This is a genomic window from Aeribacillus sp. FSL K6-1121 (assembly GCF_038003725.1).
Taxonomy (GTDB): domain Bacteria; phylum Bacillota; class Bacilli; order Bacillales; family Aeribacillaceae; genus Aeribacillus; species Aeribacillus composti.
In genome coordinates this window covers 2,802,849-2,817,500 of the sequence record NZ_JBBOPS010000001.1, presented here as the reverse complement: position 1 = coordinate 2,817,500, position 14,652 = coordinate 2,802,849, and the positions used below count along the sequence as shown (strand labels likewise).

Annotated in this window: 16 protein-coding genes and 2 pseudogenes (1 of these 18 cut by a window edge); 11 read left to right on the top strand and 7 right to left on the bottom strand. The window is 37.8% G+C overall.

Going from position 1 to position 14,652, the window contains the following annotated elements; genetic code table 11:
• The 5 genes in view from thiL to tsaD are tightly spaced (each overlapping or abutting the next) and all read left to right on the top strand, a layout consistent with a single transcriptional unit that may run on beyond the window.
• On the top strand, positions 1–487 hold the end of the coding sequence (gene thiL / locus NSQ61_RS13645; protein ID WP_340807337.1) for a thiamine-phosphate kinase. Its footprint begins 521 nt before the window's first position; only the last 487 of its 1,008 coding nucleotides appear in the window; its start codon lies beyond the left edge, outside the window; its stop codon occupies positions 485–487.
• Positions 474–950 carry a tRNA (adenosine(37)-N6)-threonylcarbamoyltransferase complex ATPase subunit type 1 TsaE gene (gene tsaE, locus NSQ61_RS13640; protein WP_144598518.1) on the top strand — a complete coding sequence of 159 codons (477 nt, stop codon included), beginning with the start codon at positions 474–476 and terminating at the stop codon, positions 948–950. The genes thiL and tsaE overlap by 14 nt, the downstream gene beginning before the upstream one ends.
• The gene (tsaB, locus tag NSQ61_RS13635) at positions 931–1,626 is read left to right on the top strand and encodes a tRNA (adenosine(37)-N6)-threonylcarbamoyltransferase complex dimerization subunit type 1 TsaB (protein ID WP_340807334.1); all 696 of its coding nucleotides are present in this window, start codon (positions 931–933) and stop codon (positions 1,624–1,626) included. Before tsaE ends, tsaB begins: the two co-directional genes overlap by 20 nt.
• Positions 1,596–2,075, top strand: coding sequence for a ribosomal protein S18-alanine N-acetyltransferase (rimI, locus tag NSQ61_RS13630; RefSeq protein ID WP_340807332.1), 480 nt, complete (start codon positions 1,596–1,598; stop codon positions 2,073–2,075). The genes tsaB and rimI overlap by 31 nt, the downstream gene beginning before the upstream one ends.
• The gene (gene tsaD / locus NSQ61_RS13625) at positions 2,075–3,094 is read left to right on the top strand and encodes a tRNA (adenosine(37)-N6)-threonylcarbamoyltransferase complex transferase subunit TsaD (RefSeq protein WP_094245002.1); all 1,020 of its coding nucleotides are present in this window, start codon (positions 2,075–2,077) and stop codon (positions 3,092–3,094) included. The genes rimI and tsaD overlap by 1 nt, the downstream gene beginning before the upstream one ends.
• Before the next feature lie 272 nt (positions 3,095–3,366).
• Here the strand turns inward: tsaD and NSQ61_RS13620 are convergent, their stop codons facing one another.
• Positions 3,367–5,289, bottom strand: a complete 1,923-nt coding sequence (locus NSQ61_RS13620) for an ABC-F family ATP-binding cassette domain-containing protein (RefSeq protein ID WP_340807327.1) — start codon at positions 5,287–5,289, stop codon at positions 3,367–3,369.
• A 311-nt stretch (positions 5,290–5,600) separates the two neighbouring features.
• Between NSQ61_RS13620 and NSQ61_RS13615 the strand changes: the two genes are divergently transcribed.
• From NSQ61_RS13615 to tatC, 3 genes are read left to right on the top strand one after another with little or no spacing between them, the layout of a single operon-like run.
• Complete coding sequence (locus tag NSQ61_RS13615; RefSeq protein ID WP_063388684.1) at positions 5,601–6,242, top strand: redox-sensing transcriptional repressor Rex; 642 nt, start codon at positions 5,601–5,603, stop codon at positions 6,240–6,242.
• 14 nt (positions 6,243–6,256) lie between these two features.
• Complete coding sequence (locus NSQ61_RS13610) at positions 6,257–6,430, top strand: twin-arginine translocase TatA/TatE family subunit (protein WP_063388685.1); 174 nt, start codon at positions 6,257–6,259, stop codon at positions 6,428–6,430.
• Positions 6,431–6,452: 22 nt separating this feature from the next.
• Complete coding sequence (tatC, locus tag NSQ61_RS13605; RefSeq protein ID WP_066248101.1) at positions 6,453–7,199, top strand: twin-arginine translocase subunit TatC; 747 nt, start codon at positions 6,453–6,455, stop codon at positions 7,197–7,199.
• 92 nt (positions 7,200–7,291) lie between these two features.
• On the opposite strand, the gene NSQ61_RS13600 is transcribed toward tatC, so the two are convergent.
• The gene (locus NSQ61_RS13600; protein ID WP_063388687.1) at positions 7,292–7,495 is read right to left on the bottom strand and encodes a YdiK family protein; all 204 of its coding nucleotides are present in this window, start codon (positions 7,493–7,495) and stop codon (positions 7,292–7,294) included.
• A gap of 4 nt (positions 7,496–7,499) precedes the next feature.
• Positions 7,500–8,231, bottom strand: coding sequence for a CPBP family intramembrane glutamic endopeptidase (locus NSQ61_RS13595; RefSeq protein ID WP_066248103.1), 732 nt, complete (start codon positions 8,229–8,231; stop codon positions 7,500–7,502).
• Between the two features lie 248 nt (positions 8,232–8,479).
• Here NSQ61_RS13595 and groES point away from each other — a divergent pair, with 248 nt between their 5' ends.
• Positions 8,480–8,764, top strand: a complete 285-nt coding sequence (gene groES / locus NSQ61_RS13590) for a co-chaperone GroES (RefSeq protein ID WP_063388689.1) — start codon at positions 8,480–8,482, stop codon at positions 8,762–8,764.
• Between the two features lie 53 nt (positions 8,765–8,817).
• The gene (gene groL, locus NSQ61_RS13585; RefSeq protein WP_063388690.1) at positions 8,818–10,440 is read left to right on the top strand and encodes a chaperonin GroEL; all 1,623 of its coding nucleotides are present in this window, start codon (positions 8,818–8,820) and stop codon (positions 10,438–10,440) included.
• Positions 10,441–10,859: 419 nt separating this feature from the next.
• On the opposite strand, the pseudogene NSQ61_RS13580 reads toward groL, so the two are convergent.
• From NSQ61_RS13580 to NSQ61_RS13570, 3 genes and pseudogenes are all read right to left on the bottom strand, one after another.
• A pseudogene (locus NSQ61_RS13580) lies at positions 10,860–11,694 on the bottom strand (DUF817 domain-containing protein).
• A gap of 387 nt (positions 11,695–12,081) precedes the next feature.
• Positions 12,082–12,303, bottom strand: coding sequence for a helix-turn-helix domain-containing protein (locus NSQ61_RS13575; protein WP_063388940.1), 222 nt, complete (start codon positions 12,301–12,303; stop codon positions 12,082–12,084).
• A 10-nt stretch (positions 12,304–12,313) separates the two neighbouring features.
• On the bottom strand, positions 12,314–12,796 hold the full coding sequence (locus NSQ61_RS13570; protein ID WP_063388939.1) for a DUF2975 domain-containing protein: 483 nt from the start codon (positions 12,794–12,796) through the stop codon (positions 12,314–12,316).
• 658 nt (positions 12,797–13,454) lie between these two features.
• On the opposite strand from NSQ61_RS13570, the pseudogene NSQ61_RS13565 reads away from it, so the two are divergent.
• Positions 13,455–13,916, top strand: a pseudogene (locus NSQ61_RS13565) (DDE-type integrase/transposase/recombinase); the annotation flags it as partial.
• A 160-nt stretch (positions 13,917–14,076) separates the two neighbouring features.
• Here the strand turns inward: NSQ61_RS13565 and NSQ61_RS13560 are convergent.
• Positions 14,077–14,511 carry a VOC family protein gene (locus NSQ61_RS13560; protein WP_066248109.1) on the bottom strand — a complete coding sequence of 145 codons (435 nt, stop codon included), beginning with the start codon at positions 14,509–14,511 and terminating at the stop codon, positions 14,077–14,079.
• Between the last annotated feature and the right edge of the window lie 141 nt (positions 14,512–14,652).

Here is a 14,652-nt window from a genome sequence, read left to right as displayed (position 1 = left end):
TCTATTAAACGATGAGTTCAATTTGCCGGAGGACGATTATCAATATTTAGTATCTCGCCATAGACGTCCGAAGCCGCAAGTAAAAGCGGGCAGGATTATTTCTGAAGTGGATCGGGCGAGCCTTAATGATATTAGTGACGGTATTGCAAGCGAATTGAATGAGATAGCTGTCATGAGCAACGTACAAATCGTCGTACATAAAGATCTTCTTCCATTAAGTGATTCAATACAATTATTGCCGTTAGAAAAGCAATTTGAGTGGGCTATCACTGGAGGAGAAGATTTTGAACTGGTAGGAACGACTTCTAAACATTCCTTTGAAGTATTGAAAAAAAAATGCGAGCAAGAAGGAATACGCATAACGAAGATCGGAGAAGTATTTGAAGGCAGCCCATCGGTTTATTTGCAAGAAAAAAATATTCGCAAACGGCTATTAAGCAAAGGCTACAATCATTTTAAAAAAGGTGATTCATTTGGATCAATTTGAAATAAAAACAACAAATCCTGAAGAGACAGGGAATATGGCGATGAAGCTGGCTCAGCACTTACAAGCGGGCGATGTGATTACGCTTGAAGGAGATCTTGGAGCAGGCAAAACTACATTTGTGAAAGGACTGGCAAAAGGTTTGGGCATTGGCAGAACAGTGAACAGTCCTACTTTTACAATCATGAAGGAGTATACAGACGGCAGACTGCCGCTTTATCATATGGACGTTTATCGGATTGAAAATAGCGATGAGGATTTAGGGTTTGATGAGTTTTTTGATGGAGACGGTGTAACAGTTGTAGAGTGGGCGCATTATATAGAAGATCAACTGCCGGAGGAAAGACTGGATATATTCATCCGTTACATTCAGGACAATGCAAGATCTCTAATTTTTAGGCCGAAGGGAAAAAGATATATTAAGCTGTGTAAGGAGTTTTTCACTGATGACGGTATTAGCGATTGATACATCAAACGACTGTTTAGGCATTGCGTTAGTAGACGAAACTAAAATTATTGGCGAATATATGACGAACTTGAAAAAAAACCATTCTGTTCGTGCAATGCCGGCAGTTGATTATCTTTTGAAAGAGTGCCACGTTCAGCCCAGCGACTTAACAAAGATTGTGGTTGCCCAAGGTCCTGGCTCTTATACTGGTGTGCGAATCGGTGTAACAATTGCTAAGACGCTTGCATGGGCTAGAAACATTCCTTTAACGGGCGTTTCCAGTCTTGAAGTGCTTGCACTGAACGGGCGTTTTTTTGACGGGTTGATTTGCCCTTTATTTGATGCAAGAAGAGGACGAGTTTATACCGGGCTGTATGAATTTAAAGAAAACATACTTTGTGTGAAAGAAGACAAAAATATTCTGCTAGAAGATTGGTTGAATGAAATAAAACAGCTAAAAAAGCGGGTGCTCTTTTTAGGGAATGACGTTTCTCTTCATTTAGATCTGATCAAAGAAATAATGGGTGAGCTGGCAGTCATCGGGGATCCGTCATTGCACCAGCCGCGTCCGGGATTGCTAGGTTTGCTGGGAATGACTAGAGAAGCAGTCAATGTTCATCAGTTTGTGCCAAATTATTTAAGGTTAGCAGAGGCGGAAGCGAAATGGATCGAGCAGCAAAAAACGTCAACATGATTAATAATCAAGTAAATGTTCGAAAAATGACAGTTGAAGATATACATCGTGTTTATGAAATCGAACAGCTGTCATTTTCGGTTCCTTGGACAAAGGAATCATTTTATCGGGAATTGGTCCATAACCATTTTGCTACTTATTTAGTAATAGAATATGAAGGAAAAGTTGTAGGGTATTGCGGTTTATGGGTGATTGTTGATGATGGGCAGATTACCAATATTGCTATTTCTCCAGCGTATCGGGGAAAAAAGCTGGGAGAGACCCTGCTTAGAAGCGTTTTAAACGTAGCAAAAGAAAAAGGAGCCAAAGCCGTTACATTAGAAGTCCGAGTTTCGAATACGGTTGCGCAATCATTATATAAGAAATTGAATTTTGAACCAATCGGAATACGGGAAAACTATTATACGGATAACCAAGAAGATGCGATATTAATGCAGGTGAATTTATAATGAAAGATCGATTAATTTTAGGAATTGAAACAAGCTGTGATGAAACAGCAGCTGCCATTGTGAAAAACGGAAAAGAAATTGTTGCACAAGTCGTTGCTTCCCAAATTGAAAGCCATAAACGTTTTGGCGGAGTCGTTCCAGAAATCGCTTCACGCCATCATGTCGAGCAAATTACTCTCGTATTAGAAGAAACGTTAAAACAGGCGAATCTTTCGTATCACGATTTGAACGCCGTAGCCGTGACAGAAGGACCGGGGCTGGTTGGTGCATTATTGATTGGAGTCAATGCCGCAAAGGCTTTAGCTTTTGCGTATGATCTTCCACTAATCGGAGTACATCATATTGCAGGACACATTTATGCAAACCGTCTTGTGAAAGAATTTTCTTTCCCGCTGATTGCATTGGTTGTTTCCGGCGGCCATACAGAGCTTGTCTATATGAAGGAGCACGGTTGTTTTGAGGTGATTGGGGAAACACTTGATGATGCAGCAGGAGAGGCTTATGATAAAGTAGCGCGAACATTAAACCTGCCTTACCCGGGCGGGCCTCATATCGACAGGCTAGCACATGAAGGAACTGCTTCCATTGATTTGCCGCGAGCATGGCTTGAAGAAGGCTCGTTTCATTTTAGTTTCAGCGGGCTGAAGTCAGCGGTGATTAACACTCTTCATAACGCGGCGCAAAGAGGGATCACGATAGATCCGAAAGATATGGCTGCAAGTTTTCAGCAAAGTGTTGTAGAAGTTTTAGTGGAAAAAACTGTTCGTGCCAGTGAGAAGTATCAAGCTAAGCAAGTTCTTTTATCAGGCGGAGTAGCGGCGAATAAAGGATTAAGAACTGCTATGGAGGAAGCATTCAAAAAGAAAAAAGGGATCGACCTCGTCATTCCACCATTGTCCTTATGCACAGATAATGCGGCCATGATTGCAGCTTTCGCTGATGTACTTTATGAAAAAGGAATTTTCGGTGATTATCGTATGAATGCTCATCCTGGATTGGAATTAACGTCATATATATAGGCAAAATAGGGTCGAATGAACAGCGGCCCTATTTTTTTATTTTAACCACAGGTTATCCACAAAGAAAATCTTCATTTTGGATAAATAAGACGAAACGTTGAAATAGAAGAAGAAAAAATAAGGTGAAACATGTGGATAACTAAAGGGGTTTGTTGTGGATAATGTGAACAAATAAGAAAAATATTGTAAGGTAAGGAACTAATGATGTGGATAACTGTTTGAGAGAAACATGCTGAAGGAAACAAAATAAATAAAAAACCGGCATGAGCCGGTTATTCAGAAAGAAGTGATTCCCATTCCTCCATCAGCTGTTCTAGTTGTTCCGTTAACATGACATTTTGATCATGAAGTTTTTGAGCTTTTTCATGATCTTGGTATATATTTGGATCGCAAAGCATTTCATTGTTTTCAGCGATCGCTTCTTCAATTTCTGCTATTTTGTTTTCAAGTTCTTCAATGCGGCGCTGTCTTTGCCGTTCTTTTTTTTTCAATATTTTTTCTTGTTCATAAGATATTTTTCCTTGTTTTTGCTCTTTGGTTTCGATAGTTGGTTCTTTCAACTGTTCAAGCTCGATCATCTCCGCTTTTTTTGCAATGTAATAATCATAGTCCCCGATATATTCGGCAATGCCTTCCGTGGATAATTCAAAAATTTTGGTCGCGATTTTGTTGATAAAATAACGATCGTGCGAAACAAACAAGATTGTTCCAGGAAAATTTATCAGAGCGTTTTCCAATACTTCTTTGCTGTCGAGATCCAGATGATTCGTAGGTTCATCCATGATGAGAAAGTTAGCTTTTTTTAGCATTAATTTCGCTAAAGCGAGCCGAGCTTTTTCTCCTCCGCTTAAAGACGAAACGGTTTTCAGCACTTCATCTCCGGAAAAAAGGAAATTCCCTAAAACCGTTCGGATTTCTTTTTCTGTTTTTTCGGGATAGTCATCCCACAATTCATCTAAAACCCGTTTAGATGAAGACAAATCCGCTTGTTCCTGGTCATAATATCCGATTTGGACATTAGATCCAAACTGAATTTTTCCGCTCAGCGGCTTTAAGCGGTTGATGATCGTTTTTAATAAGGTAGATTTTCCAACTCCGTTTGGCCCTATTAAGGCAATTGAGTCCTTCCTGTTGATCGAAAAGTTAATATTTTTCACGATCGGAGTTTTTTGATCGTAGGAAAGGGACAAATCAATGGCTTTTAACACGTCATTGCCGCTTTGCTTTTCGATTTCGAAGGAAAAGCTGGCTGACTTCTCGTCCCCAGCGGGTCTGTCCAGTATTTCCATTTTCTCAAGCATTTTCCTTCTGCTTTGCGCACGTTTCGTTGTCGATGCTCTTGCTAAGTTTCGTTGAATAAAATCTTTCATCCGCGCGATTTCTTCTTGCTGTTTTTCAAATTGTTTTAATTCCCTTTCGTACGCTTCCGCTTTTTGTTTTAAATAAGCGCTGTAATTCCCAACATACTTCGTACAAACTGTTCGTGATATTTCATAAACAGTGTTGACAACGCGATCTAAAAAATACCGGTCATGGGAAACAATTAGAACCGCTCCATTATAATGCTGTAAATATTGTTCGAGCCAGTTTAATGTTTCCATGTCGAGATGGTTTGTCGGCTCGTCGAGTATGAGCAGATCCGGTTTTTTCAACAGGAGCTTTCCGAGTGCTAACCGGGTTTTTTGTCCTCCGCTCAAAACCGAAATTTTAGTTGAATAGTCGTAATCAGCAAACCCTAATCCATGCAGCACAGAACGGATATCCGCCTCATATTGATATCCGCCATTTTCTTTATATAAATGTTGGAGTGAATCATATTCCTTCATTAAGCTTTGCAAAGCATGAGAATCTCCAGCTGAGGAGATAGCTGCCATTTTTTGTTCAATATTTCGCAGCTCAGCTTCGATGTTCCGCAGCTCTTCAAAAACGGTTAGCATTTCATCCCATATCGACTTAGTTGATTCTAATCCTGTGTTTTGTGCCAGATAGCCGATTGTTAAATCTTTTGGCTTCACAATTTCACCAGAATCAAAGGGCATTTCACCGGCAATGATTTTCAATAATGTTGATTTTCCGGCTCCATTGCGGCCTACAACGGCGATTTTATCTCCTGTTTGGATTTCCAGCTTAATATTCGATAAAATAAGGTCAGCACCATAATATTTTGTGATTTTGTTTAACTGCAATAAAATCATCCATAGTTCACCTCAATCTTTGCTAGAATAAGTGTAGCCTATATATTTGACTGCAGGCAACTGACCTGATGAACAAAAGGACAAGAAATTGTAACAATCGTTCAAAAGACACGAATAAAAAAATAGTGTATAGTTTTTATATAAGGAGAGTTTGGAGAAAAAACAAATAAAAAGAAATGTAGACGGAGAAGAAGATCAGGATGGAAGCGTTATCAGTCTGATATTGTTTCATACAGGCGAGCAGCCGCTTGCTAGAAAACATAGTTAAAAACAAAATTAGTCAGGTTGTTTTGGATTGCGAGGGATGAGCATTGAATCAAGATCAATCTAAGATACCGCAAGCAACTGCAAAAAGATTACCTCTATATTATCGGTTTTTGCAAAATTTACATGCCTCGGGAAAACAACGTGTTTCCTCTCAAGAACTGAGTGAAGCAGTCAAAGTAGATTCTGCGACAATTAGAAGGGACTTTTCATATTTCGGAGCGCTGGGCAAAAAAGGTTATGGATATAATGTCAATTATTTGTTATCATTTTTTAGAAAGACGCTTGACCAAGATGAGTTGACCAAAGTTGCCCTCATTGGAGTCGGAAATTTGGGAACAGCTTTTTTAAATTACAATTTTACAAAAAATAACAACACACAAATTGTTATTGCATTTGACATTAATAAACGAAAAGTAGGAATGAAAATTGGTGGAGTTCCAATTTATCATTTGGATCAGCTAGAAAGTGAATTGCCTGATGATGTGCCTGTTGCGATATTAACGGTCCCGGCAACTGCCGCTCAAGGAATAACGGATCGGTTAGTGGAAAAAGGCATAAAAGGCATTTTAAATTTTACGCCGGCTCGCTTAAATGTTCCGGATAAAATTCGGATTCATCATATCGATCTATCTGTTGAACTTCAGGCTCTTGCATATTTTTTAAAACATTATTCGAATGAAGATTGAAGGAGCGATATTAAATGCCAACAATTGGAATTGGAAGCTTGCTGTTGATTGTATTTGCAGCTCTGCTTGTTTTCGGGCCGAAAAAACTTCCTGAGCTTGGAAAAGCTATAGGAGAATCATTAAAGGAGTTTAAAAGTGCCACGAAGGGCTTAGCAGACGATGATGAAGAAAACAAGAAAAATGAATAGCAAGAAGAATGGATGAATAATGATGAGCGAAAAAAAAATGTCCGTGTTGGAGCATATAGCGGAGCTTAGAAAACGGCTGATTATTGTAGTCGTTTTCTTTTTCGTTGCTATGATTACTGGCTTTTTCATAGCGAAGCCAATTATTGTTTTTTTACAGCAAACTGATGAAGCAAAGCAATTCGCCTTAAATGCTTTTCGTCCTGCAGATCCATTGATCGTTTATATGCAGATTACATTTATTATTGCTTTAATTCTAACTTTCCCTGTTTTATTGTACCAGCTTTGGGCGTTTATCAGCCCAGGACTGTATGAAAAAGAAAGGCGGGTCACATTAAGCTATATACCGTTGTCGGTTGCTTTATTTCTTTTAGGAATAAGCTTCTCTTATTTTATTTTGTTTCCTTTTGTCATCGATTTTATGGGGCGGCTTTCCAATGATTTAAACATTCAACAAATGATAGGAATAAATGAATACTTTCGTTTCCTGCTGCAGTTAACATTGCCTTTCGGACTGTTGTTTCAGCTTCCCGTTGTCATTATGTTTTTAACAAGACTCGGGATCATCAATCCGGCGTTTTTGGCAAAGGTTAGAAAATATGCGTATTTTGTATTGCTTGTTATCGCAGCGATTATTACGCCGCCTGAAATTGTGTCGCATTTAATGGTCACGATTCCGCTATTCATTTTGTATGAAATAAGTATCATTGTTTCAAGATTTGCTTACAAAAAAGCACAGTCTTCTCAAATAAAAGAATCAGATCAAAAGTAAAACCGATGGGCTGTTATAAACATATCCCTCTTGTGAAGACAGTATAGGCTTTTTTCCTACTGTCTACACAAGAGGGATAATATCATTACACCTCATCGGTTGTTTTTTGCTTTCCGAATTTTATATGAGAAAGTGAACATGCGGATGGAAACAGCAAAATCAAACGTGGCTAAAATCATTAAAATCATATTTGTAGCTGTCCACATACCATTTTCAGCATGATGAATTGCTAAATATGTAAATAGAACTCCCATGATAAAATAGAAGAGTCCCATGGAAACGGGATGAAAATTCATAATCTTAGCTGCCTCCAATAATGATTTGTATTTGTTCCATTTGCTTCATCATGTTTTCAATCTCATCATGATAAATTGTTTGAATGATGACTACGATTGTATTCATCATTGTATGGGCAAAAATAGGGACTAATATGCGTTTTGTTTTATAATATAAAAAAGCGAACGTAAACCCCATTGCTGTATAACGCAATAAAAGTTCAGGTTCCCCATGCACGATGCCGAACAATAGCGAGCTGACAAGCGCGCCGATCCAAAAATTCGTTTTTTGATAAATCACCCCGAAAATAATTTTTCGGAAGATAATTTCTTCAATAATCGGTCCTATTATTGATGTGACAATAATCAAATAAGGCGTTGCTTCAATTAAATCCATAATAACTTGAGTATTTTCCGACATCGGATTAACTTTAAGTACATATATTTCAATATTGCCAACGATTGTTTGAATGAAAAAAGCTAAAAAAACTCCGAAAACAGCCCATATGGCAGATTCGCCGAAAGAAGCTTTTTCAATCCGGACATTATTTTTCCGTTCATGACGAAGGAGAAATAAAATAATGACGAACGCAGCAGTAAAACTTGTAATCGACCAATATGCTTGCGCTTGAAAAAGTCCTGCATTGAGATTTTCATCGTCGCCAACACCCAGTTCATAAAAAAGGGGAACTCCAATATAGGATGAGAGCTGCATAATGATGTACGTAATGATGATCCACCAATATTGCTTTTTCACGAATAGTTCTCCTTTATAAAAGATTCATATGACTATTTTAACACACAATGGTTTTAAGAAAGAAAAACAATTTTGACAAGGTAAGCACTTAATGGAGGATGTTAAAATTTTTTTAAAAGAGACTTGAAAAATAGAGGAGGTTTCTTTAATATAATAATTGGTGTTAGCACTCGATAGCAATGAGTGCTAATAATGAATAAGGAATAAATTTTGAAAATCTCAAAAGATATTTGAGGAGGTTGTTTCCCTTGTTAAAGCCATTAGGTGATCGCGTTGTAATTGAACTTGTTGAAACAGAAGAAAAAACAGCAAGCGGCATCGTATTGCCTGACACAGCTAAAGAAAAACCTCAAGAAGGTAAAGTAGTAGCAGTTGGTACTGGTCGTGTATTAGACAGCGGTGAACGTGTTGCAGTTGAAGTTGCTGTTGGCGATCGCATTATCTTCTCAAAATACGCCGGCACAGAAGTAAAATATGACGGCAAAGAATACTTAATTTTGCGTGAAAGCGACATTTTGGCTGTGATCGGCTAATAGAGACAGCCCAATATCATAGACAATTTAAATTTTGAGGAGGTTTTCGCAACATGGCAAAAGAAATTAAATTCAGTGAAGAAGCACGTCGTGCAATGCTGCGTGGTGTGGATAAATTAGCAGATGCGGTTAAAGTTACTTTAGGACCAAAAGGCCGTAACGTTGTTCTTGAGAAAAAATTCGGTTCTCCGTTAATTACAAACGATGGCGTTACGATTGCAAAAGAAATTGAATTAGAAGATCCATTTGAAAACATGGGTGCAAAATTAGTTGCAGAAGTTGCTAGCAAAACAAACGATGTTGCTGGGGACGGTACAACTACTGCAACAGTTTTAGCTCAAGCAATGATCCGCGAAGGACTTAAAAACGTAACAGCTGGCGCAAACCCAATGGGTGTACGTAAAGGTATTGAAAAAGCAGTTGCTACAGCTGTTGAAGAATTAAAAGCAATTTCTAAACCAATTGAAGGAAAAGAATCAATTGCTCAAGTTGCTGCTATTTCTGCTGCGGATGATGAAGTAGGTAAATTAATTGCTGAAGCAATGGAACGTGTTGGTAACGATGGCGTTATCACTATTGAAGAATCTAAAGGTTTCACTACTGAGCTTGACGTTGTAGAAGGAATGCAGTTTGACCGCGGATATGCTTCTCCATACATGGTAACAGATTCTGATAAAATGGAAGCTGTTCTTGAAAATCCATACATTTTAATTACTGACAAGAAAATCTCTAACATCCAAGAAATCTTGCCAGTTCTTGAGCAAGTTGTACAACAAGGCAAACCTTTATTAATCATTGCTGAAGATGTTGAAGGCGAAGCTTTAGCAACATTAGTTGTGAACAAACTTCGCGGTACATTTAATGCTGTAGCTGTAAAAGCTCCTGGATTCGGTGACCGCCGCAAAGCAATGTTAGAAGATATCGCCATTTTAACAGATGGTGAAGTTATTACAGAAGATTTAGGTTTAGATCTTAAGAGCGCTACTATTTCTCAATTAGGCCGCGCTGCAAAAGTTGTTGTAACGAAAGAAACAACTACAATTGTTGAAGGCGCAGGCGCAAGCGACAAAATTGCAGCTCGCGTAAATCAAATTAAAGCTCAATTGGAAGAAACAACTTCTGAATTTGATAAAGAAAAACTTCAAGAGCGCTTAGCAAAATTAGCTGGCGGCGTAGCAGTTATCAAAGTTGGTGCCGCTACTGAAACAGAATTGAAAGAACGTAAACTTCGCATCGAAGACGCTCTTAACTCCACGCGTGCAGCAGTGGAAGAAGGAATTGTCTCCGGTGGTGGTACAGCTCTAGTTAACGTTTACAAAAAAGTTGCTGAAATTGAAGCAGAAGGCGACGTGCAAACTGGTGTAAACATCGTTCTTCGCGCTTTAGAAGAGCCAGTTCGCCAAATCGCTCACAACGCTGGTTTAGAAGGCTCTGTTATCGTTGAACGCTTGAAAAAAGAAGAAGTTGGAATCGGCTTTAACGCTGCTACAGGCGAATGGGTGAACATGATCGAAGCTGGTATCGTTGACCCAACAAAAGTAACTCGTTCTGCTCTTCAAAACGCAGCATCCGTTGCCGCTATGTTCTTAACAACTGAAGCAGTTGTTGCTGACAAACCAGAAGAAAACAAAGGCAACGGCAACCCAGGCATGCCTGACATGGGCGGAATGATGTAATAATTGCTCAAAAATCTTGGAACACCAGGGTTTCCTGGTGTTCCTTATTTTTTTGACCACATTTTGACCACGAAAAAATCACAAATTTTTATAAAGCTTCTCATAAGTTTCACTGGGCTTTTGGGGAGCTTCTTTATTATTAATGGCGCAACATTATTTTCTTTTTAATAGAATAACGATGTAGAGAAATGATAATTAATAGGGACAATATTTACTGACTAGGTACCGTCAACAATTTTGTGTAATGTAAGATAGATAGGGGATCGCTGAAATGGATTTGGAATAGAGAGGGACTGTTTCCTCCACGGGGTTGTCCAAAAAATCAGTTACCCTGACTTTTTGGACAGCCTCTTTTATCGTGACTCCAAAAAGGCGCCCGATAACTGAATAACACGTGAGCTTTCATTAGTGGGTATAGCCTAAAAAGAACCTCTATCTCGTTCCTTTAAATGATTATCAAACGCCTCTTTAAACCTTATCCTTCTTGGGTGAAACAATTTTTCCCTTAACCTGCTTTAACGTCGCTACTATAAGAAAGCTAACAATCACTAATAAGAACCACGAACTTACCTTTCCTAGATGAACGAGGCTCCATGCATCGGTTTGGTTTGGATATTCCCAAGCTCCAAAGAACGTTGCGATATTTTCGGCTATCCATATAAAAAATCCGATGAGAACAAAAGAAAGTACGAGTGGCATACGGTAACGAGTTCCATCAACCTCGAATGCGACCCATGATTGCCAAAAAACGATCATTACAATTCCAGTTAACCACCAACGAACGTCAATCCAATAATGGTGGGTGAAAAAATTTAAATAAATCGAAGCTGCAAGAGGTACAACTACCAAAAATGGTGGCCAATTAACCAGTTCAACCTTAAGCCTCCTCCACGCCTGGCAAAGATAACTCGCTACACTTGCGTACATGAATCCACTATACAAAGGCACTCCAAAAATTTTGAAATATCCTTCCTCTGGATAAGACTAGGAGCCCATATGTACCTTGAAAAGTTCAAGAGCAAGTCCAATAAGATGGAACAATGTGATAACCTTTAGTTCATCCCGTGTTTCAAGCCCAGAACGCACCATCCACCACTGCATCAGAAGGCAGATGATGAGCAGCCAGTCATACCGTGGCAGGAAGGGAAGTGGCATGATTTTTGTGAAAGCCAAAGAGGCAAAAATAACGACAGGAAACAAACATGATAGAGCCTGCTCCCAACCAAAACGAACGAGTTGTTTTAGGGCTCTCATGATCTGTGCCTCCAAAGGTTTTTTCTGAATATATGTAAGCCCTGCTTAGTATAGTAGCTAAATAGATTTAGGGTTATGTACATAGGTTCACCACCGAATAATTTCTTTTATTTTAAAAGGCTGTTTAAAGAAGATTTATATCATCTAATTCCTTTTTATTCCAAAACATTATGAATGGTTAAACTCATGAGTAACTCCCCTTATAAATTTGATTCATTTGATACTGGATATTATTACAGCAATGATAGAAACTCAGAATATCATGGTGGAATAGGAGATTGCCAACGAAAAAATGAAATGTTAACCCTCCTACTGCCACCATTTTTGAAAGAATTAGTACTTATAAAAAATGTCAACAATAACATCCTGTAAAATATCACCGCTTTATTATCCTTGGGTGTCTTCGTCACTTCTGTATTCTAAAATATCTCCAGGCTGACATTCTAAAGCCTTACAAATCGCATCTAAAGTTGATAATCGAATCGCTTTTGCCTTTCCATTTTTCAATATAGAAAGGTTAGCCATCGTTATTCCAACCCTCTCCGAAAGCTCTGTAACGCTCATTTTCCTTTTAGCCAGCATTACATCAATATTGATTATAATTGCCAAGTTATTCACCTCAGATCGTTAAATCATTTTCTGATTTTATATCAATGGCAGCTTTTAAAAGCTTTTGAAGAAGAGCTGCAAAGACTGCAATAATCGTTGAAGCAAAAATAACGCCCAATCCGATTAGCATGATACCTGGGGCGTCTTCTAACTTCGCAGCGATATAGAAGAATGGCAAACCTGGCACATACAATAAACTGATTGTGATTGCACAGTATTTTATATTCTTTAAAGCCTTTACAGATAATTCCGAGAAAGCTTTGTTCTTGTCAATATAACTTAAAAGTTTAAAAGCTTGATACAGAGCAAAGAAAAATGGTACCGCCGATACATACATAACTATTAATAAGCTATATAGTACATAAGCGAACTCCGAATCACTTTCTGCTGCTTCTTTAGCTAACATAGGCAACCCAAATATACATAAAGCAAGAACTGGAGTTCCGATAATAAAAACAGCTATTTTTAAAAACAATGTTGATCCTTGTTTCATAAAAACAACCTCACTTATTTATTGTTAATTTGATTTTAATACGCATTTTATCGTTTTACAATAAATTATTATTTAATTTTATTATATTTTTATTGTTTTATAGAAATATCCTTTTAATTTTAGACAAAAATAAAAAGCATTCCTCATTTCAAAGAAATACTCTATAACTTAAACTATTCAATTTACAACTTGTTCAACTAACCTGTAACGTTAATTTAAATACATGAAGCTGCACGGGATAGTTTAGTTATCGGAATTAAGTAAATTTATAAAAACTATATTTTTATAAAATAATGCTTAAAATAGGTGCACAATAACTTCTACATTAAAAATCTAGTATTATTAAGGCTTCAAAAGGTGTCAAAACATAGTGACATAAATCAAAGGAGAAAATAACATGAAATATAAAACATACAAAGCAACAAATTTAACATACCTTAAAACTGCTGGGGGCTCATACGTGTATAAGCATGAAGTTGCTTGCTGAACTGCAAAGAGGCGATACTTTGGTCGTGACAAAATATTTCTAAGTGGCTTATGATGCTAAAGGTCATCAGTTAAGCAACGTATCTATTCCCATTAATTAAATTTTGGTGTGTTTTGTTCAAATAGCAACGATGTTCTTTTTTCAAATGGGTGCGTTTCTGCAATAAACAGAAACGTGTTGAAAAGGGAATTTGACCCACAAGAGGATTAACAGTTGTAGTTAGCGACTTAACATACGTGAGAGTGAAAAAATGGCATTACATCTGTTTATTTGTCGATCTTTATAATCGAGAAATTATCGGCCATAGTGCAGGTCCCAACAAAGATGCCTAACTCGTCTATGAAGCATTGTCGACTGTGAAAGCTGATTTGCAGCAAATTCAATTATTCCACACAGACAGAGGCAACGAATTCAAAAACAAGACCATTGATGAAGCTCTAGATACTTTTCAGATTAATCGGTCGTTAAGCATGAAAGGCTGCCCCTATGACAACGCAGTAGCTGAAGCAACCTTTAAAATCATGAAGACCGGGTAAATATTTCGAAAGTGTAGAACAACTCAAAATGGAATTAGATGATTATGTTCATTGGTTTAATCATATTAGAATCCATGGAACGCTAGGGTATTTGAGCCGATGGAGTATAAAGAAAAACACCTCAAAAAAAGTGTCTCGTTTAGTGTTGACATACCACAGTTTTCTACTCTACTATAAATTGTGTATAACTTTGCGGGTAACTTGATTCGTACAATAAACCAATTTAACTTCGTATTATGCTTATAATGCACCAATTGTTAATTTTCCCTTTTTTCCTCCCAAAGTCGTGTGCGTTCTTCAAAACTCACTTCTTTGTGTATTTGATGCAGCATCCATTGATAGCCGAAAGGGTCAATAAATATGGCATTTGACACTCCGTAATCAGGCATTTCAGTCACCGGTTGCACCTCAGTACAGCCCGCACTGGTCACCTTTGAAAATGTTTCCTTGATGTCAGGAACAAGGATGTTAAACCAAATCGTTTTAGGTTCATCCGGGTTTGGGGCTTTCAACCCGAATTTTGGGTTTTCATCCAACATGTGAAAGCGTACTCCGTATAGGGTAAAAATGACTTCATTTTCACCTTTAGGAAAATCTGTAACCTCAACACGCTCGATATCGAATATTTTTTCGTATAATTCCAATGCTTTCAAGCTGTCTGTAACAACCATATCAATTTCTACTCCAACCATTATGTACACACTCCTTTTATAGCTTCGCTATTTCCTGCTAATACGCAATAAATATGCATTAACTATTGTCATTATATACCTTTATCATAATCATCACAATGTCTGTGCCAAAATACCTATTAACCGTTTGACTTCTTCCTC